The 23783-nt window shown below is 71.5% G+C and carries 22 protein-coding genes; 11 read left to right on the forward strand and 11 right to left on the reverse strand.

Annotation, left to right across the window (positions count from 1 at the left end):
- Positions 1-18 precede the first annotated feature (18 nt).
- Together AMOR_RS01970 and AMOR_RS01975 are read left to right on the forward strand one after the other, a co-directional pair.
- On the forward strand, positions 19-2184 hold the full coding sequence (locus AMOR_RS01970) for a lipid A deacylase LpxR family protein (RefSeq protein WP_248357901.1): 2166 nt from the start codon (positions 19-21) through the stop codon (positions 2182-2184).
- Between the two features lie 105 nt (positions 2185-2289).
- Positions 2290-2709, forward strand: a complete 420-nt coding sequence (locus tag AMOR_RS01975) for a DoxX family protein (protein WP_248357903.1) — start codon at positions 2290-2292, stop codon at positions 2707-2709.
- Here the strand turns inward: AMOR_RS01975 and AMOR_RS01980 are convergent.
- The 5 genes from AMOR_RS01980 to AMOR_RS02000 form a co-directional block, all read right to left on the reverse strand.
- Positions 2706-3485: a sulfite exporter TauE/SafE family protein gene (locus AMOR_RS01980; RefSeq protein ID WP_248357905.1), complete on the reverse strand. Its 780-nt coding sequence runs from the start codon at positions 3483-3485 to the stop codon at positions 2706-2708. The two genes, AMOR_RS01975 and AMOR_RS01980, sit on opposite strands and share 4 nt — an antisense overlap.
- 385 nt (positions 3486-3870) lie before the next feature.
- On the reverse strand, positions 3871-4938 hold the full coding sequence (locus tag AMOR_RS01985; RefSeq protein ID WP_248357907.1) for an HNH endonuclease: 1068 nt from the start codon (positions 4936-4938) through the stop codon (positions 3871-3873).
- A gap of 783 nt (positions 4939-5721) precedes the next feature.
- Positions 5722-6261 (reverse strand): GNAT family N-acetyltransferase, encoded by a 540-nt coding sequence (locus tag AMOR_RS01990; RefSeq protein WP_248357909.1) that lies wholly within the window; start codon positions 6259-6261, stop codon positions 5722-5724.
- Positions 6262-6290: 29 nt separating this feature from the next.
- Positions 6291-6884, reverse strand: a complete 594-nt coding sequence (locus AMOR_RS01995) for a hydrolase (RefSeq protein ID WP_248357911.1) — start codon at positions 6882-6884, stop codon at positions 6291-6293.
- A 100-nt stretch (positions 6885-6984) separates the two neighbouring features.
- Positions 6985-7872 (reverse strand): DUF4382 domain-containing protein, encoded by an 888-nt coding sequence (locus tag AMOR_RS02000; RefSeq protein WP_248357913.1) that lies wholly within the window; start codon positions 7870-7872, stop codon positions 6985-6987.
- A gap of 294 nt (positions 7873-8166) precedes the next feature.
- On the opposite strand from AMOR_RS02000, the gene AMOR_RS02005 reads away from it, so the two are divergent.
- The gene (locus tag AMOR_RS02005) at positions 8167-8469 is read left to right on the forward strand and encodes a DUF2277 domain-containing protein (protein WP_248357915.1); all 303 of its coding nucleotides are present in this window, start codon (positions 8167-8169) and stop codon (positions 8467-8469) included.
- A 12-nt stretch (positions 8470-8481) separates the two neighbouring features.
- Here AMOR_RS02005 and AMOR_RS02010 read toward each other — a convergent pair whose 3' ends face one another.
- Positions 8482-9507, reverse strand: coding sequence for a hypothetical protein (locus tag AMOR_RS02010; protein WP_248357917.1), 1026 nt, complete (start codon positions 9505-9507; stop codon positions 8482-8484).
- A gap of 189 nt (positions 9508-9696) precedes the next feature.
- Positions 9697-10272 carry a TMEM175 family protein gene (locus AMOR_RS02015; RefSeq protein ID WP_248357919.1) on the reverse strand — a complete coding sequence of 192 codons (576 nt, stop codon included), beginning with the start codon at positions 10270-10272 and terminating at the stop codon, positions 9697-9699.
- Between the two features lie 168 nt (positions 10273-10440).
- Here AMOR_RS02015 and AMOR_RS02020 point away from each other — a divergent pair, with 168 nt between their 5' ends.
- A complete protein-coding gene (locus AMOR_RS02020) occupies positions 10441-11043 on the forward strand; it encodes a PH domain-containing protein (RefSeq protein ID WP_248357921.1) in 603 nt (200 codons plus the stop codon).
- Here the strand turns inward: AMOR_RS02020 and AMOR_RS02025 are convergent.
- From AMOR_RS02025 to AMOR_RS02040, 4 genes are all read right to left on the reverse strand, one after another.
- On the reverse strand, positions 11040-12515 hold the full coding sequence (locus tag AMOR_RS02025; RefSeq protein WP_248357923.1) for a hypothetical protein: 1476 nt from the start codon (positions 12513-12515) through the stop codon (positions 11040-11042). The two genes, AMOR_RS02020 and AMOR_RS02025, sit on opposite strands and share 4 nt — an antisense overlap.
- Before the next feature lie 186 nt (positions 12516-12701).
- Positions 12702-13763: a zinc-binding dehydrogenase gene (locus tag AMOR_RS02030; protein WP_248357926.1), complete on the reverse strand. Its 1062-nt coding sequence runs from the start codon at positions 13761-13763 to the stop codon at positions 12702-12704.
- A gap of 67 nt (positions 13764-13830) precedes the next feature.
- Positions 13831-14469: a dihydroxyacetone kinase subunit DhaL gene (dhaL, locus tag AMOR_RS02035; protein WP_248357928.1), complete on the reverse strand. Its 639-nt coding sequence runs from the start codon at positions 14467-14469 to the stop codon at positions 13831-13833.
- Positions 14470-14472: 3 nt separating this feature from the next.
- On the reverse strand, positions 14473-15474 hold the full coding sequence (locus tag AMOR_RS02040) for a dihydroxyacetone kinase subunit DhaK (protein WP_248357930.1): 1002 nt from the start codon (positions 15472-15474) through the stop codon (positions 14473-14475).
- Between the two features lie 373 nt (positions 15475-15847).
- Here AMOR_RS02040 and rpiB point away from each other — a divergent pair, with 373 nt between their 5' ends.
- The 7 genes from rpiB (at position 15848) to AMOR_RS02075 (ending at position 23777) form a co-directional block, all read left to right on the forward strand.
- Positions 15848-16303, forward strand: coding sequence for a ribose 5-phosphate isomerase B (gene rpiB / locus AMOR_RS02045; protein ID WP_248357932.1), 456 nt, complete (start codon positions 15848-15850; stop codon positions 16301-16303).
- 203 nt (positions 16304-16506) lie between these two features.
- Positions 16507-17859 (forward strand): LacI family DNA-binding transcriptional regulator, encoded by a 1353-nt coding sequence (locus AMOR_RS02050; protein ID WP_248357934.1) that lies wholly within the window; start codon positions 16507-16509, stop codon positions 17857-17859.
- Positions 17747-18685 (forward strand): zinc-binding dehydrogenase, encoded by a 939-nt coding sequence (locus AMOR_RS02055; protein WP_248362660.1) that lies wholly within the window; start codon positions 17747-17749, stop codon positions 18683-18685. The genes AMOR_RS02050 and AMOR_RS02055 overlap by 113 nt, the downstream gene beginning before the upstream one ends.
- 39 nt (positions 18686-18724) lie before the next feature.
- Positions 18725-20296, forward strand: a complete 1572-nt coding sequence (locus tag AMOR_RS02060) for an FGGY-family carbohydrate kinase (protein ID WP_248357936.1) — start codon at positions 18725-18727, stop codon at positions 20294-20296.
- A gap of 184 nt (positions 20297-20480) precedes the next feature.
- Entirely contained in the window at positions 20481-21914 is a 1434-nt protein-coding gene (locus AMOR_RS02065; protein WP_248357938.1) for an ABC transporter substrate-binding protein, read from the forward strand.
- A 94-nt stretch (positions 21915-22008) separates the two neighbouring features.
- Positions 22009-22905, forward strand: coding sequence for a carbohydrate ABC transporter permease (locus AMOR_RS02070; RefSeq protein ID WP_248357940.1), 897 nt, complete (start codon positions 22009-22011; stop codon positions 22903-22905).
- A gap of 17 nt (positions 22906-22922) precedes the next feature.
- A complete protein-coding gene (locus tag AMOR_RS02075; protein WP_248357942.1) occupies positions 22923-23777 on the forward strand; it encodes a carbohydrate ABC transporter permease in 855 nt (284 codons plus the stop codon).
- The last annotated feature ends 6 nt before the right edge of the window (positions 23778-23783 follow it).

Consider the following 23783-nt stretch of genomic DNA (forward strand, 5'->3'; position numbering starts at 1 on the left):
GCCCAGGAGGTCCTGCCGATGTCTCCAGCTCGCGTCTCCCGCGCCGCGCTCGCGGCCGCCGCGCTCGCGGCCCTGTCCGCCCCGCAGCCCGCGCACCCGGCGAACTGCAACCCCGCACTCGCCGGGGGGCCTCGACACCCGATGCCCATCCTCGGCGCCGCGCGCGCGGCGCCCCCGCAGGCGCATCTCCAGTACTTCGGCGGCCGGGTCATCTCGAACGTCCAGGTCGTGATGGTGCTCTGGGGTCCCGGGGAGTACGCGCCGTTCGTGGCCGGCGACGGGGCCGAGTCGCTCCCGTCGTTCCTCGCGGGCGTGACGGGCAGCGCCTACCTCGACGGGCTCTCGCAGTACGACACGACGCGCACCGCCTCCGGCGGCGGCCCCGGCACGGACCAGCACATCGGGCGAGGCAGGCTCGTCGGCCGCGTCGGGATCGTGCCGGCCCCGGCGAGCGCCGGCGCCAGGATCGACGACACCGACATCGTCGAGGAGCTCGCGGCGCAGCTCGACGCCGGCACCCTGCCCGCCCCGGAGGTCGACGCCGCCGGGAACGTCGACACCCTGTACATGCTCTACTTCCCCGCCGGGAAGACGATCACGCTCGGGGACCAGGTCGGCTGCCGGACGCTGTGCGCGTACCACGGGTCGTTCCGGTGGAGCGGCCGCGACGTGTACTACGCGGTCATGCCCGACATGTCCGCCGGCTCCGGCTGCGACCTCGGCTGCGGGGACGACACGCCGTTCCGCAACGCGACGTCGGTGGCGTCGCACGAGCTCGCGGAGGCGATCACCGATCCCGCGGTCGGGCTCGCGGCCACGGTGGGGCCGCCCCTCGGCTGGTACGATCCCGTGAACGGCGAGATCGGCGACATCTGCGCCGGGCTGAACGGGACCATCGCCGGCGCGGGCGGGGTGGAGTACGCGGTGCAGCAGCTCTGGTCCAACGCGGACGGCGCCTGCGTCGTCACGCGAACGGCCGCCGTGGCAGCCCGCGAGCCGGCGAGGCCCGCCGCGCCGGTGCCGCCCCGACCGGCGGCCGGCACGTCCTCGCCGGCCCCCACCGTGACGCGGGCGCGGCTCCTCGCGATCCCTCCGGCGGAGGCGGCGGCGACGACCCTCACGGCCTCGGTGACGCCGGCGGCCGATGGCCTCGCCCGGGCCCGCCACCCGGACCTGCACGTCCTGGAGAGCGAGCCCACCTGGACGCCCGAGGGCGGCGGGTCGCGCTTCACCATCGAGGAGGAGAACGACGCCCTCGCGCTCGGGCCGCGCCCCACCGACGCCCAGTACACGCAGGGGCTCCGCGTCTCCACGCGCTGGGAGTCGCCGGCGCCGCTCTCCAGCCGCGGCCGCGAGCGGCTCGGCTTCGCGGTGGGCCAGAACATCTACACGCCGTCGGACATCCGGACCGTGGATCTCGAGGCGCTGCGCCACGACCGGCCCTACGCCGGCTGGCTCTACGCGGCGTTCCTGTGGGAGCTCGCGCTCGACCGGTCTCCGCTCTCGCTCCGGGCCGGCGAGGACGCGCGCGGCGACGGGGCGAGCGCCGTCGGCGTCGACGTCGCGTTCGGCACGACCGGCCCGAGATCCGGCGCGAGCGCGGTCCAGACCAGCTTCCACCAGCTCCTGCGAGACCTGTCCGGCGACGCGGCCAGCCCCCCTGCCCCCGCCGGCTGGTCGGTCTACCAGACGCGGAACCGCCTCACGGCCGACGTCGCGGTCCGATACCAGCTCGACCTCGTCCAGGCGAGCGTCGCGCTCGGGGGCCTGACGCCGTGGTCGGGCTCGCTGCTCGCGTTCCGGCTCTCGCCGCGCGCCCGGGTCGACGCCGGCTCGATGTTCGACGCCGCGTCGCTCGGGCTCGAGCTCCGGACGGGCCTCATGGCCGCGGCGCGCCGGACGACCCGCCCCGCGGTCGGCCTCGAGCTGTACGGGTTCGCGCGCGCGGACGGCCGCTGGGTGGCGTACGACGGCTTCATCCAGGGGGCGCTCCGGGACGGCGTGACGCCGCTCGTCTCCATCGCGCACCGGGTCGGCGAGCTCGACGTCGGGCTCGTCGCGCGGCTCGGCGGCCTCGAGCTCGGGTACGCGAACCTGCTGCGCACGAGCGAGCTCGAGCCCGCTCCCGCGGGCGCGAGGAGCGTCCACCGCGTCGGGCAGCTCCGGATGTCGTTCGTGTACTGAGCGTCACCCGCCGCGGCGCCGCGCCGGCATACCCATCACGGGCTCCTCGATCCCGCGGACGGGCTTCGCCGTGGACGATAGACCCGGGGTGACCCTGGAGGACGCGTGAACGATCCCGGTCTGGTGTCGCGGTGGCGCGCGTGGTCGCCGTACCTGCTCAGCGTCCTGAGGATCGTCACCGCCTTCCTGTTCATGCAGTACGGCACGGCCAAGCTGTTCGCGTTCCCGGGGGCGATCATGCCGAACGGCGCCACAGTGCCGGTGGCGTCGCTGCCCGGCGTGGCCGGGGTCCTCGAGACCTTCGGAGGAGCGCTGGTGCTCGTCGGCCTGTTCACGCGACCGGTCGCGTTCCTGCTCTCGGGCGAGATGGCGGTGGCGTACTTCATCGGGCACGCGCCGCACGGGTTCTGGCCGGTGCTCAACCAGGGCGCACCGGCGGCGCTCTACTCGTTCGTCTTCCTGTACCTCTCCGCCGAGGGGGGCGGCCCCTGGAGCCTCGACGCGCTTCGCGGCCGCAGCCGCTAGCCGAACTTCCGGACGAAGAACACGGCGCTGACGGTGAACCCGACCACGATGACGAGCCGGCTCACCACCTTCCGCCCGAGCTTCCGCGCGATCCCCGCCGCCCCGTAGCCGCCGATGAGCGCACCGGCCGCCATCGCGAGGACGAAGGGCCAGTACACGAGCTTGGCGGCGACGAAGACCACGATGGCGACGCCGTTCACGCAGAACGAGAAGAGGCTCGTGAGCGCGTTCATCTCGAGGATGTCGCTCATCCCGACGATGCCGAGCATCGAGAGCATCATGATGCTCATCCCCGCGCCGAAGTAGCCGCCGTAGACGCCGACGGCGAGCGTGGCGAGCACCGCGCCGGTCAGCCACGCGCGGCTGCGGTGCTCCACCCCGGACTTCGTCCGGAGCCAGTCCTGGATCGCGCCGCGGACCGCGAAGAGCACGGACGCGAACAGCACGAGGAACGGGACGATCCGGTCGAACGTCGCGGAGGAGGTCCGCCGCAGCAGGAGCGCCCCGGCGGCCCCGCCGATGAAGCAGGGGATCGCGAGCCACCGCATCACCGGCTCCGACCGCGCGAGCTCGCGGCGGAACCCCCAGATGCTCCCCAGGGTGCCGGGCCAGATCCCGATGGTGCTCGTCGCGTTCGCGACGACGGACGGGAGGCCGAGGGCGACGAGGACGGGGAACGAGATGAGCGTCCCCCCGCCCGCGACGGAGTTGATGGCGGCCGCGAACAGGGCGGCGAGGAACGCTGCTGCGACGCGGCCGAGCTCGGCGGAGGTCACGGCGGCAGCATCGCATCGCGGCGGCGGTCCCGGGAAGGGGCCGAGCGGCAGGATCCCGCGAGGTCGGCGGGCGGTGACCCCGCGCGCTCAGGATTCGTCACTTCTCGGCGCGAACCCTGTCGATGACTGTTCGTTGCCGTGCTGGTGGGGCGGTCTGCTGGGCAGGCGGTGAATGGGCAATGAACGAGTGGGGACGGCCGAAGCGGCACCACGGGGACGGGGCGTGGCCGCGAGGATCGGCTCCGAAGACGCGTGCGCCGAGGCGAGGCCGATCCGCCGCCCGGCGGCCGGCCCAAGGTGAGGCACGCCCGGGCGCGCCCGCGCGTCGAGGAGCGGCGGCGCGCCGTTCTCGCTGGGCCATGTTCGCGTCCGGGAGGGGCCTACTTCAGCCGGTGTCGGCCGGGAGCGAGGCCTTGCCCGGAGCGTACCGATCCATCCAATCGTCTCCGAAGACCCTCCGCGCCGAGATGATGTTGTGCCGCCGACAGGTGATCCGGACGTTGTCGACGGTCGACGCGCCGCCGAGCGCGACCGGCTCGATGTGATCGAACTCCAGCTGGTGCGTGGAGCCACAGATCTCGCCGGAGGGGAGCCGGAACTGGCAGCGGCCGCCGTCCCGCTCCCACACGGCCCGCTTCACGTGCGCCGGGATGTGATCGGCCTTCGCCGGCGGCGGGGTCTTCCGCGGCTTCGAGACGAGGCCCTTCCGCTTCGCGGCCTTCTCGAGGAGGAGGTCGAGGCCGGCCTCGAGGAGCTCCTCCTCCGTCGCTCCCGGGCGCGCGTGGGCGAGCGCATCCCTCGCCGCCTGGAGCTTCTTGAGGAAGCGATCGGAGACGGTGAGGTGGAACCGGCGCAGGTCCGCGGTGAGGGGGACGACCTCGGCGGGCCTGTGCGTGGGGGCAGACGTGTTGACTTCACGATCAGTGAGTTCGCTTGACGAACCGGGTGTGCAGTTCCCCGCCGGCCCGACCTCGAGCGGAAGGGCTGGGAGTGCGAAGGCGGGGCCGGCGGCGACCTCGGAGGGCGCGGTCCGCACCGGAGAGACGATGGTCCGGGTCGGCGGCGCGGGGTGCGGCTGGAGCTCCGCGACGACCTTCATCGCCTCTCGCCGGGAGAGCCCGAAGAACTTGGGCAGCACGGTCTCCCAGTTCTCGGCGGTGACCACCCGAGCAACCTCGACGATGGAGGTCAAGCAGAGCCTGCCCTCGCCGAGCGCCTCGCCCACCGCGGCCACCTCCTGGATCAGCTCCGCGGCGACCTTGCGGTACTGGGCCGCCGCCTTGGAGAGCCGCAGCTCGCGGTGGAGGTACGCGAAGAGCGAGGCGTGCCCGAGCGTCATCCACGCCCGGCGCCGGTCGAAGTCAGCGAGCGCCACGAGGAACGCGCCGAGGGCGGAGTGCTCGCGCCGGAGGAGAGAGGCGAGGTTCGCGGAGAGTGCGCGTGCGGTGTCCATGAAGAGCACTCTCGCACGCGTGTTCGAGGCCTCCTGGAACGCACGGAAACGGCCCGCTGACGAGCGAACGCGGAGGGGCGCCGCGCGGACCCCTCGGCGACGTCCAGCGCAGCACGCCGCCGAGCCATCGCTCCAGCAGCGCCGTTCCCGCGTGAGCGCGGGCGCGAACGCCGGTTTTCGCCGCCCCCACGTCAAGCGCAGAGTGCAGTTCCCGTTGGGTGCGGCCGGGATTCATCCGCGCTGCTCCGCGGCCTTGCGGATGGGCATTCACTGAGAGTGGTTCCTCTGTGAACCGGTGTTCGTCGGGCAAAGGCTGGGCACACGGGCCCTCGTCGCATCGTTCGAATCGAGCCGGTCCCCGCGGAGCTGTTCCCCGCGCGCGGCCCGCGGCTCGAGCCGGCTCGACCCCGGATGGCTGGCGCCGCAGCACAGGCTTCTTGGAAGCCGATCCACGCTGCGACGTCCCGTCGACGCGGCTCCGCCTCGGCCGTCCCCCTCTTCTCGAGCCCCTTCCCCGCTCACCTGCCGGCCGCGAAGGTTCCCGCGGTCACGATCGCCGACGCGCCGGGCCTCGCGGAGACATGTGATGAATCGCCAGCCCGGGCATCTTCCTCCAGCAGAAGGTATCGCATCACGTTCCCATGAGCAGGTTCCACTCCGAGGGCGTCGGGGGCCTCGGCAAACCGGTGTTCCTGATGCATCCCCTCATCTCAGGCCGAGGATCTTCCAGGCGACGGAGACTCCGGAGCCGCTGACTCTGCCGGCTCCCCTGCCGACGGGGCGCTACGGAACCGCTCGGGTATCGAGATCTTCCAACCATTGCTCGCGCGTCAGCTCGTACTTACGGTCGGTTCCGCCGTAGGGGCCCGTGCAGAGGCCAACATCGCGCATTCCGGCCTTGAGGAGCACGCGGCCAGAGGCCAGGTTGCGCACATCGGCGAAGGCATGGACCAGCGGGAGCCGCAACGTCCCGAGCGCGTGCGCGAGCAGGCAGCGCGCCGCCTCGGTGGCGACGCCGCGCCCCCATGCGGCTGGAGCCAGCGCGAACCCTATCTCGACGGGCAAGCCCGGCTCACGCACCATGAGCGCCGCGCTTCCCAGCCGCTCGCCACCCTCGCCGGCGCGCACAATCCAATGGCCGAAGCCGAGCGCCTCCCCTTGCGCAAGGTGCCGGTCGAGTCTCTTCCGAGACTCCTCGTGCGAGCGGCCCGCGCCAGAGATGTAGCGCATCACCTCGACGTCGCCGTAGAGCTCGAACAGCCAGGGGTAGTCGTCGCGCGTCAACGGCTCGAGGGAGAGGTGCTCGGTCTGGAGTCGCAGCATCAGGTGGCCTCGGTTGGCGCGGCGAGCGGTCAGCGGGCGGGCCGCAGCGCGGCGACGACCTCCGCGGTGCTCCGGATGCGGCCGATCCGCGGGAAGATGCGGGTGACGCTGTGCGCGTGCTCCTCCGCGGAGCGCGCCGCCATGGCGTCCTCGACGAACACCTGATCGTAGCCGCGCTCGTAGGCGTCGCGCGCCGTGCTCTCCACGCCGACGTTCGTGGAGATCCCGCAGAGGACGATCGTGCGGACGCCGCGTCGCCGGAGCTGGAGGTCGAGCTCCGTGCCGTAGAACGCGCCCCACTGCCGCTTCGTGAGCACGAGGTCGTCCGCGTGGCCCGCCAGCGCCGGCACGAGCTCGGCCCAGTCCGGCGCGCGCGCCGCGGCCGGCTGCTGCGAGTCGGGGTCGAGCGTCGGCCGGAGCGCGTCCTTCCCGTCCGCGCGCGCCGAGACGCGGACCAGGACGACGAGCCCGCCCACTCCGCGCAGCGCGTCGGCGAGGCGCGCGGCGTTCGCGACCACGTCGTCGACGGCGTGCGGAGCGGTGGGCGACGCCACGATCCCGCGCTGCAGGTCGATGACGACGAGCGCGCAGGCCGCGGGATCGAGGATGAGCGTCCGGTCCATCGCCCAAGGATGGGGCGGCGGAGCGCGCGGCACAAGCACTGCCGCGAAGCTCCGCCGCCCCGGGGTCCCGGCCGCGCGCCCGGCCTGGCGTCGAGTCCGGCTACGGCGCGGCGGCGACCGACGTCACGAGGAACGGCGCGGCGGTCACCTGGCCCGACGAGACCGTCACGGTCGCGGGCACGGCCGGCGACGTCGCGAACGTGACGCCGCTCGGCCCGGAGAAGGTGAGCGTGTACGCGCCGGGGAGCAGGTACTTGAACGTGACGCCGTACACGCCGGACGCGTCCGCGGCGAGCGGCACGGTCGTGCCATCCCCGCCGGCGCCGGGCGTCAGCACCGCCTCGAAGTCCGCGAGCGTCTTCCCGGCGGGCAGGGTCACCCCGGGCGCGAGGGCGAGCGTGGTGGCGACGTCGCCGGTGAGCTGCAGTTCGGTGGCCTGGACGACGGGGTGCATGACCCAGGCGCCGGAGGCGCCCGCGTCCTGCCCGAAGCTCTGCGACACGTCGAAGTCGACGAGCACCACCTTCGCCGCCGTCCCGACGGTCGCGGCGCCGGCCGGCAGGTCGATCTTCAGCCCCGACTCGGCGAAGCTCGGCATGCGCAGGGTTCCGCCGACGACGGCGCCCTCCGGCAGCCCCTCGTACGTCGGCGAGGAGGCGTAGAGGACGCCGCCGACCTCGACGTAGCCGCCGGTGATGACGAACCGGAGCTGCGAGTACGTGCCCACCGGCACGACGGCGCCGTCGACCAGCAGGGCGGTGTCGTTCGCCAGCTTCAGCAGGTCGGTCGTGGTCTTCGTCGTGCTGAGGACGGTCGTTCCGCCCGAGCCGACGAGGTCGACCTCGGTGATCGTGACGACGGCGGCCGAGAACGCGGCCGGCGCGTCCTTCAGCAGGACCGAGATCTTGCCCGTCTGGGCGCTGCCGCCGCAGCCACCGAGCGCGGCCAGCGCCAGCGCGGCGCCCACCAGGATGCGATTGCGATTCATGAGACTCCTCTCGAGTTGAAGCCGGGGGTCGTGTCCGACGGATCACGGCGGTGCAACCGCCGTTCCCCCGTGAGGAGGCCGGAACATCGGGCGATCGAGGTGCCGCCCGCGGAGAGGGTGTACGGTTCGGGACACCGGAGCGTCCCGAACCGTTCACTCGCGCGCGGCCGGCCCGGTCCGAGGCACGGCCGGCATGCGCCTCACCAGCGCGTGCCTCACTGCGCGCGGTGCAGGTGCAGGCGGGAGGAGCCGCCGCGTGTGGACGCGCCGCCCCCCGGCGGCTAATGAACCCGCATGTGCCGGAACATCCGCGTGCTCTACAACTTCGACCCACCCACGACGGACGAGGAGGTCCGCGCCGCGGCGCTGCAGTACGTCCGCAAGGTGAGCGGGCTGCGCCAGCCGCCAGCCGTCGACGCAGCCGCGTTCGAGGCGGCCGTCGACGAGGTCGCGGCGACGACCCGGCGCCTCCTCGCCTCGCTCCACGCGCGCACCGCCGTGCGGACGCGCGAGCACGAGCGGGAGAAGGCGCGCGCCCGCGGGGCGACGCGCGAGGCGAGCCGATCGCGCGCGCCGCAGCCGTCGAAGGCTTCGTGACCTCCCCGGCGGCTACTCCAGCCGAGCCGAGCCCAGGAGTCGCTCCAGGGCGGGGGCGTCCTCCGGGACGTACCGGATCTTCGAGAGGTGCACCTCTCCCGCGAAGTCCTCGCGCAGCAGGTATCCGTGGACGTGGCGCTGGCGGACCTCGGCGGCCTCGACCCGCGGGACGAGGTAGCCGACGACGGCCATGTCGCCGCGCGACGAGAGCTGCACGTCCTTCTTCTCGAGCGGCGAGCGCGACGCGCCCTCCGTCCAGCGCCGCTGCCGGACCTCCTCGGGCCGGGTGAGCCCCGTCGTCCGCTCGACCGTGAGCGTGACCGCGAAGCCGCCCGGCAGCGTCCCCATCACCATCGCGCCCCCGCCGCCCGGGCGAGCGCCGACGCGGAGCACGTCGAGGCCGGGCAGCTCCGCCGCGAGCGTCCTGCGGCCGGCCGCGACGCGGATCGCGTTCGGCCCGGTGCCCGCGGGAAGGTGGCGCGCGCTCGCGAGCAGCTCGAGGGCGCGGGCGCGGGCGGGCGCGTCCTTCGAGCTCCCCAGCACCGTGAAGACGAGGAGCAGGTCTCCGGTCGCGGCGGCGCCCTGGGTGACGTGACGCCACTCGCCCTCCGGCGGCTCGCGGTCCTGCCACCGCTTGTCCGTCGCCGAGACGAAGGCGAGGTGCGCCGCGGGGCCGGACCGCTCCTCGACGGGGAGCTTCTCCTCCGCCGCGCCCCCCTGGAGGTCGCGCGCATTCCGCTCGGCGCCCGCGCGGAGCGCGTCGACCGTCGTGGGCCCGTTCGGCGGAACCATCACGGTGACGAGGACGCGGAGCTCCGGTCCGTCGACGGGCGCGAGCCGCATCGTGAGCCCACCGGGCTCCTCGATCCGGCGCGCCTCGACCTGCCAGCCCTCCGGGATCGCGAGCTGGAGCCGCCCATGCCCGGGGATGCCGAAGGGCAGGACCGTGTCCGCCGCGAAGACCCGTGGGGCGGCGAGGGCGAGCGCGGCAGCGAGCGTGGCGCATACCGCGGCGCGGGCGAGGCGGAAGACGGGCATGTGGGCTCCCCCTGGGACTCCCGACAGGAGAGCACGTTCCGGAAGCCGGTGCCACCGGACATCGCACGCTGGGCGGTGCGGCGCGGCGACGAGGGGCTCGCACCCACCGTCACGGCCGCGCGACGGCCGGCACGAGCTCGACGCGGGCACCAGCCACCACATGACCGCGACGCGCCGGACCGGCGCCGCTCAGTCCCGGAAGCGCGACTCGATGCGACGGTCGGGGACGAGCCACATCAGCGCCACGGCGACGTAGAGCGCGTCCGCGATCCACTCGCGGACGAACGCGAGCGGGATCGCGACGGCGTAGATGACCGGCGAGATCTTGCCCTTCAGGTCCCTCCCGATGGCGATCGCGAGCTTCGATCGCGGTCCCTCGTCCGCGATGATCGCGGCCTGCAGCAGCACGTACGCGATCCCCGCGGCGAGCAGGACCGCGCCGTACACCGCCGTGGGCGTCGCCGCGAAGTGGTTCTCCCCCATCCAGCCGGTCACGAAGGGCACGAGCGAGAGCCAGAACAGGAGGTGCAGGTTCGCCCACAGGATCCGGCCGTCGATGCGGGTCGCGGCGTGCAGCAGGTGGTGGTGGTTGGTCCAGTAGATGCCGAGGTAGACGTAGCTCAGCACGTACGTGAGGAAGATCGGCGCGAGCGGCGCGAGCGCGTGCACGTCCGCCGCGTGCGGGATCTTGAGCTCCAGGACCATGATGGTGATGAGGATCGCCATCACGCCGTCGCTGAAGGCCTCGAGTCGTCCCTTGTTCATCGCTCCGCGGACCGCGTGAGACAGCTTGGATGGTCGAGCACGCGCTCGGCCGCACCACCGCGGGCGCGTCCCGGGTGGGTCCGAGTCTCCGGCAGCCGCGCCCTCCCGCGGACGCCGGGCGAGGGACTCCTGCTTCACGCGCCGCCCGGGAACGGGCAGAGTGGGCCGGTGCTCCAGAGCTCCGTCGCGTTTGCAGTCATGGTCCTCGTGCTGATCGGCGCCCGCGCGCTGTGGCGTCGCCGTCCGCTCCCGGTGCCCGGGCCCGTCCCGCTCGTCGACGGGCAGCTCGTCTTGCGCCCCCCGCGCCAGTACGCGCTGCTGCTCGGCGTCGGCACGCTCTTCCCGACCGGACTCATCGCGAGCGTGACGGCGCGCTCCTGGATGCTGGGGCGCATGGGCGCGGCCTCGCTCGCAGGTGGCGCCGTCGTCACGGTGCTGGCGCTCTCCGTGAGCGTGCACCAGTTCCTCTCCGCGTTCCGGTCGCGCCTCGTCGCCGACGACACTGGGCTGGAGCGGGTCGGCGTGCTGATGCGACGCCGCGTCGGCTGGCGGGACGTCGCGCGCGTCGTCTACAACCCCGTCCAGCGGTGGTTCTACGTCACGACGACGCGTGGCACGCGCTTCTGGATCCCGGAGGACCTGCCGGGCATGGCGCAGCTCGCCGACCTGGCGCTCCGGCGGCTGCCCACGTCGGTGCTCGGCGCCGATCCGGACGCCCGCGAGGTCCTCGAGGACCTCGCGGGCCCCGCGCGTGAATCCCTGCGCAGCTAGGCCGCCAGGTCGCCCCGCGAGGTCGCGGCGCTCATCTCGGCGAGCACGCCGATCATCCCGCTCATGGCCTTCGCCGGGTCGGAGGTCCCGGCGACCGCCTCGTACACCCCCGCCGCGACCGCGTGGGCGGCGTAGGCACCCTCGGCGTACCTGCCCGCGCCGCCGCTCCCCTCCCCCTCCTTCAGCGCCCGCCGCAGGTCGGCGACGATCGCCTCGTCCGCATCGCGCCAGTCCTGGATGTCGCCGAGCGCCCGTCCTTCGAGCGCTCCGAGCCGGGTCCGGACGATCGCCCGCGCGACCACGGCCGCCGACGCCTTCGCGACGCCCGCCGTGACGGCGAGGTCCCCGAGGCGGATCCGCCCGAGGTCCCGATCCGCCTCCGCGACCAGCCGGTCCGCCCACCTCGCCGCCCCCTTGAACGACAGGAGCCGCACCGTCTCCGCCGCGAGGTAGGCGCGCGCGATGTCCGCCGGGTGCGGGTCCTCCGGCGAGCCCACGTTCCGGAGCGACGGCGTCCCGTTCCACGCACCGTTCAGCGCCCGGAAGTAGCCGACGAGCCCCACCGCCGCCGCGGGGCCCATGTTCAGCACTCCGAGGACGTCCGCCGCCGTCTCGTCGATCCGGTCCGCCCAGTAGTCCGCGAGGGACGGGTCCATCCTCTCGGCGAGGAGGCCGTCCCGCACGGCGCCTGCGAGCTCGTCCCGGAGCCCGTCGTCGGCCTCGAGGATGTCGTGCCCCGCCGTCTCGTGGGCGAGCGCCGGCCACGCGAGCAGCCCGCCCGATGCGTTCGCCGCCGGCAGGCTCACGATCGGCGCGCCCACCTCCAGCGACGCGGTGGCAGTCGCGGACCACGTGTACGGCCCGTCCTCGGCGCTCCCCCAGCGGACGAGCGGCGGGAGCACGCCGCGATCCGGCGGCTTCACGCCGCGCCGGTCCTCCGCGGACAGGAACCCCTCGTAGAGATCGCTCACGACCTCCTGGAACGCGGAGGTCGCGCGAGCCTGGTAGCCCTCTCCGTGCTGCAGCACCGCCTGCGCGACGTCGAGCAGGAGCGCCGCGTCGCCCTCGCGCTCCGGATCCTCGGCGAGCACCCGCGCGAACCCGCGGGGGCCGAGGCCGTCGAGCGTCCGCAGCAGGGGGTCCACGACGGCTCGCTGGTACTCCGGCGGGAGCTTCGCGCGCGCCTTCTCGAGCCGCGCCCGGAGCGCGGCGAACGTCGCCGGATCCGGAGGGCCGTCCGCGGGCGAGAGGGCCGCCGCGCGGGCGTCGCCGACGCAGGCGGCGAGCCCCGCGAGCGATACCGGGTCCGAGGGCGGGCGCGACGCGACGGCGGAGAGCGGCGCGGCGTGGACCCCCGGCTCGAGCCGATCGGCTGCGCGCGCCTCTGCGCGGCGGATGGGGCCGGACCCGGGGAGATCGGGAGTCGGATCCGGTGGTGCGACTGCAGCGGCGGAGACGGTTCTCGGGAACATGTGCGCCCCTCCTTGGATGGGATGGGGCGCAGGTGCGACGACCGTGCCGCTCGGGAAGCACGCGCGGAACCGCGAAAGCCCTAGAGTCTCGCGGAAGGCGTCTCCTCCCGCGGCGCGTCCCCCGGCTCCGCCGCGGCCGCGGTGGTCGCGCCGCGGACGGAGAGGGGACGCGGGTGCAGAGCGGCGCTACGCGTGCGGCTGCAGCATGATCTTCACGCCCTTGCCGGAGAGCAGCTCGTCGAGTCCCTTCTGGAACTCGACCAGCGGCAGGTGCGTGGTGACCACGTGCTCGTGCTGCACGATGCCCTTGTACAGATAGTCGATCGCCTTCGGGTAGCAGTAGGGCCCGAGGTGCGCGCCGTGGATGTTCAGCTCCTTGCGGTCGCCGATGATGGACCAGTCCGCCGTGGTCTTGTCCCCGAACACGCCGAACGCGACGAAGGTGCCGAGCTTGCGGAGCAGGTCGAGGCCCTGCACCACCGCCGGCGCGTAGCCGGTGGCCTCGATGAATACGTCCGCACCGTAGCCGTCGGTGAGCGACTTCACCTTGGCGGCGGGGTCGGTCTCCTTCACGTTGATCGTCACGTGCGCGCCGAGGGCCTTGGCCTTCTCGAGCCGCTCGGGCTTCGCGTCGGTGACGATGATCTGCCCGGGGTTCTTGAGCTTGATGATTTGGAGCATCAGGAGGCCCAGGGTCCCGGCGCCGGCCAGCACCACCGTGTCGCCGAGCTGGATCTCGCCCCGCTCCACGGCGTGGATCGCGCAGGCGAGGGGCTCGACCAGGACTCCGGCGTCGCGCTTGATGTCCTTCGGCATCTTGTGGATGCGCGAGCGGGGGCCGAGCTTCATGAACTCCGCCCAGGCGCCGTTGCAGTGCTTCTGGAATCCATACATGTCGTGCACTTCGCACATCCAGTACTGCCCGCGCTGGCAGAACCGGCACTTGTCGCAGGGGTAGATCTGCTCGGCGATGATCTTGTCGCCGCTCTGGATTCCCCACTTCTCCGCGGCGCCTTCCCCGAGCTCCACCACGGTCCCGAAGAACTCGTGGCCGGGCACCACGGGGGCCTTCACCCACGAGTTCCAGAACGACTCGGCGCCGATGAAGGTCTTGCCGTCGCTGCCGCAGATCCCGGCGGCGTCGATGCTGATGATGACCTCGCCGGGGCCGGCGGTGGGACGGGGGATCTTCTCCACCCTGAAGTCCCTCGGGGCGTAATTCCGTACCGCAACCATCGTGTCGCTCATGGGGTGCTCCTTTCACGTCCTGCTCGAAGCCCGGCTCCTCGACCGGTCCGTCCCACTCGATCTGCACCTACAGCTGGCTCTTCAGGGATCTGGCCATCGATCCCAGGATCAGCGCGCACGACGTCGCCCCCGCGTCGAGGACGCCCTTCGAGCGCTCCCCGAGCCTGCTGGCGCGCCCGACGCGGGCCACCAGGTCTCGCGTCGACTCCTTGCCCTTCTCGGCGGCTGCCGCCATCGCGTCCAGCGCGTCGGAGAACGACCGCCCGGCCGCCAGCGCGGCGGCGAACGCGTCACGCGCGGGGACGAGGGCATCGAGGAGCGTCTTGTCCCCGACCTTCGCGCCGCCGATCTCCTGGATCGCCGCCAGGCCGGCGTCCAGCATCGCCGCGAAGGTCGGCGCGTCGACGACGTCGCGCTTCCCGACGGCCTCGGCCATCGCCCCGAAGAAGTTGCCGTAGAGCGGCCCCATCGAGCCGCCGACGCCCTCGATCAGCGTTTCACCGAGCGTCGCCAGCGCCTGCGAGAGCCCGGCCGGCGCCCCGGCCAGCCGCTCGCCCGCCGCGCCGAAGCCCTTGCTCATGTTGATGCCGTGATCGCCGTCTCCGATGGCGCCGTCGATCTCGGAGAGGTAGGCCCGGTTGGCCTTCATCACCGCGACGAGGTCCGTGACGACGAAACCCGCGGCGTCGTTCCTGACCTGGTCCACCGTTCACCCCTCGACCGTCATGCCGACCGAGCGGCAGGGGTACGCGAGGCACGCCTTCAGCTCGTCGTCCAGCTTCATCACCGTGAGCGTCACTCCCATCATGTCCAGGGAGGTGAAGTAGTTCCCCACGAAATGGCGGCTGATCTGGATGCCCCTCGACGCGAGGATCTCGGCCACCCGGGCCTGGAGGATGTAGAGCTCCATGATCGGCGTCGCGCCGAGCCCCGACAGCAGCACCGCGACCTCCATCCCCGCCTCGAAGGGCAGATCGGGCAGGACCGTCTCGAGCATGAGGTCGGCCATCGCGTTCGCCGAGGTCGTCTTCACGACCTTGATGCCCGGCTCGCCGTGATGGCCGATGCCGACCTCCATCTCGCCGTCCTTGATCTCGAAGTTCGGCTTGCCGACCGCCGGGATGGTGCAGGCGGAGAGGCCGATTCCGATGGAACGGCAGCTGTCGATGGCCTTCTGGGCGGCGGTGATCACCTCGTCGAGGCTGCCGCCCATGGCCGCCCTGGCGCCCCCCACCTTCCACATGAGGATCTCGCCGGCCACCCCGCGCCGCTTCTCGCGGTCGCTCCTCGGTGCCGACGGCACGTCGTCGTTGGCGACGACGGTCCTGACGCGGATGCCCTCCTTCTCGGCCATCTTCATGGCCATCTTCACGTTCATGTTGTCGCCGGCGTAGTTGCCGTAGAGGCAGGCCACGCCCTTCCCGGCGTCGGCGGCCTTGAACGCGTCGAAGAAGCTCTTGGCGGTGGGCGAGGAGAAGATCTCCCCGACCGCGACGGCGTCGACCAGGCCGTCTCCGACGTAGCCCAGGAAGGCCGGCTCGTGACCCGAGCCGCCTCCGGTGACGACGCCGACCTTGCCGGCGATGGGCGCCCGGACGTGCCTCACGACGCGGCGGTTCTCGGCCGCGGCGACGAGGTCCGAGTGCACCTGCAGCCAGCCCCGCAGCATGTCCTCCACCACGAGGTCGGGGTCGTTGAAGATCCGGTTCATGCCGCCTCCCTCCGCGCGTCGTCGCGCGCGCTGGATCGTCTACCCGCCGTCGGTGGACCCGGGACTCGAGCTCCGTCTCGACTCGTGGTCACGGGCGCCTCCCGAGGTGGGGCCGGAGCGAGCGCTCGCACTCGCGAGGCGCTCGCGATCGAAACGATTCAATCGCGTGAACGTGAACCTCTGGCGAGCGACCTGTCAACGTGTCTCCCGGGACGTGTCTTCGCCATTCCCGCCCTGCGGGGCAGACGGGCGAGGGCCTCGCGAGCGCGGTCGACTTGACACCGCCGCTTGGGACACAAAGGGTAGCCGGCGGGTGCTCGCCGCAGCGCCACGCGCGCACCGCTGGATGACACCGCGCGTCGGAGGATCAGGGATGAAGATCGCCATCGGTTGCGACGAGGCGGCCTATGACCTGAAGGAACTGGTGAAGAAGTACCTCGTGGAGCTGGATCACACCGTCGAGGACTTCGGCACGTTCGACAATCGCCCGGTGCAGTACCCGGACATCGCCTTCGCCGTCGCCGAGAAGGTGGCCGCCGGGCAGTTCCCGCGGGCGATCCTCATGTGCGGCACCGGGATCGGGATGGCCATCTGCGCCAACAAGGTGCCCGGCGTCCGGGCTGCGCAGGCGCACGACACGTACTCCGCCGAGCGCGCCCGCAAGAGCAACGACGCCCAGATCCTCGCGATCGGGGCGCGCGTCGTGGGGCCCGAGCTGGCCAAGAGCATCGTGAAGGCCTGGCTCGACTCCGAGTTCGAGCCCGCCCGCTCCGGGCCGAAGGTCGAGCGCATCCGGGAGTACGAGCGGCGCACGGCGACCCGCGGCTGATCCCGTTCGAACGGGGGACGGACCGCGCCTCTCCCGGCGCGTGCGTGGGCGCTCGCGGGGAGGGACCCGGAGCGGGCGTACGGCCGCCGCCTCCGGGAGGTGCTCCGGACGGAGGTGTTGCAGCACGTCGAAAGAAGTGGAAGCCTGCCGCCGTTCGCGTTGAAACGATTCAAGGCGTCGGCGCAGGCAGCTCGGGCGAACCGATGAGCGCCAGGGTCACGATCAAGGACGTAGCGAGGGTGGCCGGCGTCGCCGTCGGCACCGTCTCGAATCACTTGAACGGCTCGTTCCGCGTCTCGCCGAAGACCGCCCGCAAGATCGACAAGGCCATCACGGTCCTGGGCTACCGCATCCATCTCGGCGCGCGCAGCCTCCGCTCGCGCCGGACGCAGAGCGTGGGGCTGGTGGTCCCCAACATCTCGAACCCGTTCTACGCGGAGATCGCGCGCGCGGTGGAGCACGCGCTCTGGGAGAAGGGCTTCCAGACGCTGCTCTGCGACTCCTCCCAGGACCCCGAGCGCGAGCGGCAGCACCTCGACAACCTGGAGAACCGGCAGGTCGACGGCATCCTGCTCATCCACGCCGACCGGCCGCCGCGCGACCGGTTCGAGCGGCTCGTGGTGCCGCTGGTCTGCATCGACCGCGGCGTCGAGGGCCAGCGCTCCGTGACCACCGACAACCGGCTCGGCGGGCGGCTCGCGGCCCGTCACCTCGCCGCCCTGGGGCATCGTCGCTACGCGATCCTGGCGGGGCAGCCGTCCGACACGAACGTCCGCGAGCGGATCCTGGGCTTCACCGCGGTGCTGGACGAGCTCCGGCGGGCGGGCCAGGTGATCGAGCCGGTCCGGAAGCTGACCGGGCCGCAGGCGATCGAGCTCGGCTACGAGGTGGGGCGGCTGATGGAGGGCGACGCCCCGCCGCCGACCGCGATCTTCGCCACCAACGACATCGTGGCCGTCGGTGCCTGGCGGAGCCTGCTCGAGCTCGGGATCCGCATCCCCCAGGACATGTCCCTGGTGGGCTTCGACGACATCGAGATGAGCCGCCTGTGCATCCCCCCGCTCACCACGGTGCAGCAGGACAAGAAGACCATGGCGCGCGAGGCGACGGCGCTCCTGTTGCGGCTGCTCGAGGGGACCCGGGCCGAGCCCACCACCGTCCGGGTGCTGCCACGCCTGATCGTCCGGGGCTCCACGGCGCCGCCGCGCATCGAGCTCCATGGAGGCAAGGGGAAGCGGCGAAGGTCGGAGGCGAAGAGAACCGGCGTCGCGTCGCGCCGCGAGGCGTGGCCGACCGTCGGGAGATCCACGAGAGGAGAGCGGAGCCGTGAACGACACGATGCTGGCGGTGCGGAACTACGGTCCGAAGGACTACCGGCTCGAGACGCTCCCGAGACCCGCGGCCGGTCCGGGCGAGGCGATCGTCCGGATCGACGCCACGGGGATCTGTGGCAGCGACGGAAAGTGCTACACCGGCGCCGAGATGTTCCAGGGCTGGCTCAAGCCGCCCGTCACGCCGGGGCACGAGTTCTTCGGCACGGTCGTCGAGCTGGGTGAGGGCGCCGCCGAGAAGTGGGGCGTGAAGGTCGGTGACAAGGCCATCGCCGAGCAGATCTACCCCTGCGATCGGTGCCGGTACTGCGCGCGGGGCCAGTACTGGATGTGCGAGAAGCACGACATCTACGGCTTCCAGCGGGAGGTCGCCGAGGGCTCCTGGGCGGAGTACATGCGATTCGGGCCGCACGCCCGGGTGCACAGGATGCCGGGCGACATCCGCCGGGAGGCCGGCGTCCTGGTGGAGCCCCTCGCCTGCGCGATGCACGCCGTGGAGCGCGGCGAGATCCAGCTCGGCGACACGGTGGTGCTCGCCGGCGCGGGGACCCTGGGCCTGCTGATGCTCCAGGTGATGAAGCTCAAGCACCCCGGGCAGATCATCGTCACCGACGTGAAGGCGGAGCGGCTCGAGAAGGCAAAGGCTCTCGGCGCGGACGTCACCATCAACGTGAAGGAGTCCGATCCGGTCGCTCGCGTGAAGTCGCTCACGGGCGGGTACGGCGCTGACGTCTTCATCGAGGCCTCCGGCTACGCGCCCGCGGTGGTGCAGGGCCTGGACATGCTCCGCAAGCTCGGCACGTTCGTGGCCTTCGGCGTGTTCGGCGAGAAGACCGTCGCGGACTGGTCGATCATCGGCGACCGCAAGGAGCTGAACATCCACGGCGCCCACCTCGGGCCGTACTGCTACCCGCGGTCCATCGACTACCTGTACCGGGGCGTGGTGAAGCCGGACGCCATCGTGACGACGCGCCTGCCGCTGAGCGCGTTCCAGGAAGGCATCGACCAGCTGCTGGCCGGCAAGGGCATCAAGATCATGCTCGAGCCCTGAGTACCCTGCGCGACACGGAACCCGATCGAGGGGAGCACCGTGGCCGAGACGACCTATCTGCTGGGCGTGGATGCCGGTACGACCGGAGCGAAGGCGGTCCTGACCACCGCGTCGGGGAAGATCGTCGCGCAGCACGCCACGGAGTACGGGTTCCTGTCGCCGCGGCCGCTGTGGGCCGAGCAGTGGCCTCAGGTCTGGCTGGAGGGGCTCTCCGGGGCGGTCCGCGGGGCGGTGCAGCGGTCGGGGATCTCCCCTCGGCAGGTGCTGGGGATGACGGTGAGCAGCCTGTACGGCGGCTCGGGGATCCCGGTCGACCCGCGCATCGAGCCGTTGCGGCCGTGCCTGATCTGGCTCGACCGGCGCGCCCAGGCCGAGGCGGACTGGGTCCGGACGGCGCTGCCGCTCGACGAGCTGTACGCGGTCACCGGCAACGGCGTCGACTCGTACTACGGGTTCACGAAGATCCTCTGGATCAAGAACCACGAGCCGGAGCTCTGGCACCGGACCCGGTACCTGCTCCCGCCGAACGCGTTCCTCATCCACCGGCTGACGGGCGACATCGCCGTGGACTTCTCGTCCGCCGGCAACATCGGCGGCGTCTTCGACCTCCGCCAGCGCCGCTGGTCGGACACCACCACGCAGGCGCTGGGCATCCCGCGCGACAAGCTCCCCGACCGGCTGGTCGCGTCCAGCGACGTGGTCGGCAAGCTCCACCGTACCGGCGCGGAGCTGACCGGGCTCCTCGAGGGGACGCCGGTGTGCGCGGGCGGCGTCGACGCGGCCGTCGCGACCCTGAGCGCCGGCGTGTTCCGCGGCGGGCAGCACGTCGCGATGATGGGGACCTCGATGTGCTGGGGGTTCATCCACGAGCAGGCTCCTCGCGAGCCCGGCTTCGTGAGCATGCCGTACGTGCTGCACCCCGAGCGCTCCACGTACACCTTCGGCGGCGCCTCCACCGCCGGCGCGGTCGCGAAGTGGTTCCGCGACGAGCTGGGCCAGGGCGAACGGGCGATCGAGGAGTGGACCCGGGGTGGCGCAGGCCTCACCGCCTACGGCGTCCTGGACGCCGCGGCCACCAAGGTGCCCGCGGGATCCGACGGCCTCGTCGTGCTGCCGTACTTCATGGGCGAGCGCAGCCCGATCTGGGACGCCAGGGCTCGGGGGACGGTGGTGGGGCTGACGCTGTTCCACACCCGCGCCCATCTCTACCGGGCGTTCCTCGAGGGCGTGGCCTACGCGCTGCGCCACAACGTCGAGGCGGGCCAGCGCGCCGGATACGCGCTCGACCCGGACCTGGCGGTCGTGGGCGGCGGCGCGAGGTCCGAGCTGTGGAGCCGCATCATGGCGAGCGTGACCGGGCGAACGGTCCTCGCCGCCGCGGCCGGGGGCGAGGCTGCGCTGGGCGACGCCATGCTCGCCGCGGTGGGCCTCGGGGTGGTGAAGGAGGAGCAGCTGGTGGACTGGGTGGGCACGAGCGACCTGTACCGCCGCTACCCTCCGAGCCCGGCCGAGGCCGCCGTCTACGATCGCTACTACGAGCAGTACCTCGGGCTGTACGCCGATCTGAAGACCCGCTTCGCCGCGCTCGTGGCGCTCGCGAATCCGACGTGAGGCGGACGCCCATGCACGGAGCGCGGCATCAGGAGGAGAGAGAACACCGGCAGCTCATCCAGACCCGTCCTCTTCACGTCCGACCCCATGGGAGTTGCCGAGCGGTACGCAGCAGCAGTGGTGCAGCTCGATGGCAGCCAAACGCAGCACGACGCAGGGTCATGCAGGACGACGGGGAGGCTTCATGTCGAACCGGAAGAAGGATCTGATCAAGGCGTACTACGAGAAGAAGATGGGCCGCCGGGAGCTCTTCGAGCGGATGGCCAAGCTCGGCATCGGCGCGGTGGCCACGAGCGTGCTCCTCAACTCGTTCGCGACGGACGCGCTCGCCGCAGGAGGCCCGGACTTCAAGAAGTTCAAGGGCAAGAGCCTCAAGCTGCTCCTGAACAAGCACCCCTACGTCGACGCGATGCTGAAGAACCTCGAGAACTTCAAGACGCTGACCGGCCTCAACGTCACCTACGACATCTTCCCGGAGGACGTGTACTTCGACAAGGTCACGACCGCGCTGGCCGGCCGGTCCACGCAGTACGACGCGCTGATGACCGGCGCGTACCAGACCTGGAAGTACGGTCCGGCCCGGCAGATCGTCGACATGAACGAGTACCTCAAGGACCCGAAGTACACGTCGGACACCTACAACTGGAACGACGTCACGGAGAACTTGCGGAAGTCCACCGCCTGGGACGGCAAGGCCGGGTCCGAGCTGGGCGGCCCTGGCTCGAAGCAGTGGGCCATCCCGTGGGGGTTCGAGATCAACAACGTCGCCTACAACAAGACGGTGTTCGATCAGCTGAAGATGACCCCGCCGACGAACCTCCCGGACATGATCGAGAAGGCCGCGAAGATCAGCCAGGGCGGCAAGATGTACGGCGTCGGCGTCCGCGGCAGCCGCAGCTGGGCCACCATCCACCCCGGGTTCCTCTCGGCCTACACCAACTACGGCCAGAAGGACTTCGTGGTGAAGAACGGCAAGCTCACCCCGGCGATGAACACGCCGGAGAGCAAGACGTTCCACAAGATGTGGGTCGACATGATCCGCAAGGGCGGCCCGAAGAACTGGCCCACGTACACCTGGTACGAGGTCGGGAACGACCTCGGCGCCGGGAACTCCGCGATGATCTTCGACGCGGACATCCTCGGGTACTTCCAGAACAGCGGCACCAAGGAGGCCGGCCACCTGGCGTACCTGCCGTTCACGCCCAACCCGGCCGCCAGCGCGCCGACCCCCAACGTGTGGATCTGGTCCCTCGCGATGAGCGCGTTCTCCAAGAACAAGGAGGCCGCCTGGTACTTCATCCAGTGGGCGTCCGGGACCGAGAACACCACCTTCGGCGCGGTGAACGCGGACCTCGTCGACCCGGTCCGCGACTCGGTCTGGAAGGTCCCCAAGTTCGAGGCGCGGCTCGAGAAGAGCTATCCCGGGTACCTGAACCAGTTCCAGAAGTCGATCGGCCAGTCGCGCATCTACTTCACGCCGCAGCAGCTCTTCCCCGAGTTCACCACCGACTGGGCGGCCATGCTGCAGCAGATGTACGCGAACCAGATCCCGGTCGACGAAGGCCTCGACAAGCTCGCGCAGTCGCTCCAGGGCAAGCTGCGCGAGGTGGGCATCTAACTCGGACGGGCGCCGGTGGTGACACCGGCGCCCCAGCCGTCCGCCCCACGTGGAGTGACCAGTGGCTGAACTTCCTCTCGCGAGTCGCGCCAGCGTGGAGCGCAAGCGGATCACCCTGACGCGGGTCCTGCCTTACCTCCTGAGCCTGCCGGCCCTGCTGGTGTGCATCGGGATCCTCATCCCGTTCTTCACCGCGATCCTGTACTCGCTGCAGCGGTACAACCTGGCCTTCCCCGACGCGCGCGGCTTCATCTGGTTCCAGAACTATCTCAGCCTGTTCGTCTCCGGCTCGTTCTGGAACACGGTCCGGGTCTCGCTCGAGTACACCGTGTTCACGGTGGGCGTACAGCTCGTCCTGGGGCTCGGGATCGCGCTCCTGCTCCGGGAGCGCAACTGGATCAACGACGCGATGAGCGTGCTCCTGATCCTTCCACTCATGGTCGCGCCCGCCATCGCCGCGCTGATGTGGAAGCTCATGACGAACCCGAACTTCGGCGTCATGAGCTACCTCGTCAGCGTCCTCGGCGTGCACGACTTCAAGTGGGCGTCCTCGCCCCGCTCGGCGCTGTTCACGGTCGTCCTGGTGGACACGTGGGTGTACACGCCGTTCATCACGATCCTGCTGCTGGCCGGCCTTCGCGCGCTCCCGAAGCAGCCGTTCGAGGCCGCCGAGCTGGACGGCGTGCCGCCCACCTTCGTGTTCTTCCGGATCACCCTGCCGATGCTCACGCCGTACATCCTCACGGCGTCGCTGTTCCGCATGCTCGACAGCATGCAGCAGTTCGACATCATCTACTCGATGACGCAGGGCGGTCCGGGCGACACGCTCACCGTGTTCCAGGTGCAGGCGTACCTCGAGGCGTTCTCCTTCGGCAGCATCGGGAAGTCCGCGGCGCTGGTCATCGTCCTGTGGGCGATCACCTACGCGCTGTCGACCGTCTTCATCAAGAACTGGCTCAAGCTGCGCGCGAAGGCGCGCGGGCAGACCTAGGCGCTGCGAGGGACCGCATGGACAAGAACGTGCTGCGGAAGATCGTGCGGGGCGTGCTGCTGCTGGTGGTGGCGCTCTTCTTCCTGTTCCCGATCGTCTGGGTCTTCCTGATGTCGTTCCAGACGAACGAGTACATCCTGCGGACCCCGCCGAGCCTGTTCTTCAAGCCGACGCTGGCGAACTACGCGTCCCTCATCTCCGGTGAGATCCAGACGTCGGTCGGCACGCTGACCACCGACTACATGCACAACCTCTGGAACAGCTTCCTCCTCAGCGCCTGCTCGGTGGCGCTCTCGCTCGTGCTCGGGGTGCCGGCGGCGTACGCCTTCGCGCGCTTCAAGTTCCGGCTGGGCGAGGACATCGCCTTCACCCTGCTGTCGTTCCGCTTCGCGCCGCCCATCCTGATCCTCCTGCCGCTCCAGCTGTACTTCCAGGACATCGGGCTCTACGACACCTACTTCGGCCTGGTCTGGGTGTACCAGCTCATCACGCTGCCCCTCATCCTCTGGATCGTCCGCGGCTACTTCGAGGACATCAGCCCCGACATCGAGCACGCGTACCGGCTCGACGGCCACCCCTGGTGGAAGAGCCTCGCCCGGATCGCGATCCCGCTGGCGCGTCCGGGCATCGCAGCGGCCGCGCTCCTGGCCTTCATCTTCGCGTGGAACAACTTCATCTTCGCGCTGATCCTCGGCTCGAGCGAGGTCCAGCCGGTGACGGTCGGCGCGCTCGCGTTCATCACGGCGTCGGGCATCCAGTACGGCACGATCGCCGCCGCCCTGGTGCTGTCGATCATCCCCACGCTCGTGCTGGCGCTCTACGCGCAGCGCTACCTGGTCGAGGGGCTCAGCCTCGGCGCGGTCAAGGGGTGAGCGGTC

The sequence above is a fragment of the Anaeromyxobacter oryzae genome (assembly GCF_023169945.1).
Taxonomy (GTDB): Bacteria; Myxococcota; Myxococcia; order Myxococcales; family Anaeromyxobacteraceae; genus Anaeromyxobacter; species Anaeromyxobacter oryzae.

Bases quoted from the DNA above. Each gene is read 5' to 3' on its own strand.
- AMOR_RS01985 (WP_248357907.1), bottom strand. From the start codon at position 4,938: ATGGACACCGCACGCGCACTCTCCGCGAACCTCGCCTCTCTCCTCCGG.
- AMOR_RS01995 (WP_248357911.1), bottom strand. From the start codon at position 6,884: ATGGACCGGACGCTCATCCTCGATCCCGCGGCCTGCGCGCTCGTCGTC.
- AMOR_RS02000 (WP_248357913.1), bottom strand. From the start codon at position 7,872: ATGAATCGCAATCGCATCCTGGTGGGCGCCGCGCTGGCGCTGGCCGCG.
- AMOR_RS02015 (WP_248357919.1), bottom strand. From the start codon at position 10,272: ATGAACAAGGGACGACTCGAGGCCTTCAGCGACGGCGTGATGGCGATC.
- AMOR_RS02075 (WP_248357942.1), top strand. From the start codon at position 22,923: ATGGACAAGAACGTGCTGCGGAAGATCGTGCGGGGCGTGCTGCTGCTG.
- rpiB (WP_248357932.1), top strand. From the start codon at position 15,848: ATGAAGATCGCCATCGGTTGCGACGAGGCGGCCTATGACCTGAAGGAA.
- AMOR_RS01990 (WP_248357909.1), bottom strand. From the start codon at position 6,261: ATGCTGCGACTCCAGACCGAGCACCTCTCCCTCGAGCCGTTGACGCGC.
- AMOR_RS01970 (WP_248357901.1), top strand. From the start codon at position 19: ATGTCTCCAGCTCGCGTCTCCCGCGCCGCGCTCGCGGCCGCCGCGCTC.
- AMOR_RS02040 (WP_248357930.1), bottom strand. From the start codon at position 15,474: ATGAACCGGATCTTCAACGACCCCGACCTCGTGGTGGAGGACATGCTG.
- AMOR_RS02005 (WP_248357915.1), top strand. From the start codon at position 8,167: ATGTGCCGGAACATCCGCGTGCTCTACAACTTCGACCCACCCACGACG.
- AMOR_RS02010 (WP_248357917.1), bottom strand. From the start codon at position 9,507: ATGCCCGTCTTCCGCCTCGCCCGCGCCGCGGTATGCGCCACGCTCGCT.
- AMOR_RS02065 (WP_248357938.1), top strand. From the start codon at position 20,481: ATGTCGAACCGGAAGAAGGATCTGATCAAGGCGTACTACGAGAAGAAG.
- AMOR_RS02050 (WP_248357934.1), top strand. From the start codon at position 16,507: ATGAGCGCCAGGGTCACGATCAAGGACGTAGCGAGGGTGGCCGGCGTC.
- AMOR_RS02030 (WP_248357926.1), bottom strand. From the start codon at position 13,763: ATGAGCGACACGATGGTTGCGGTACGGAATTACGCCCCGAGGGACTTC.
- AMOR_RS02025 (WP_248357923.1), bottom strand. From the start codon at position 12,515: ATGTTCCCGAGAACCGTCTCCGCCGCTGCAGTCGCACCACCGGATCCG.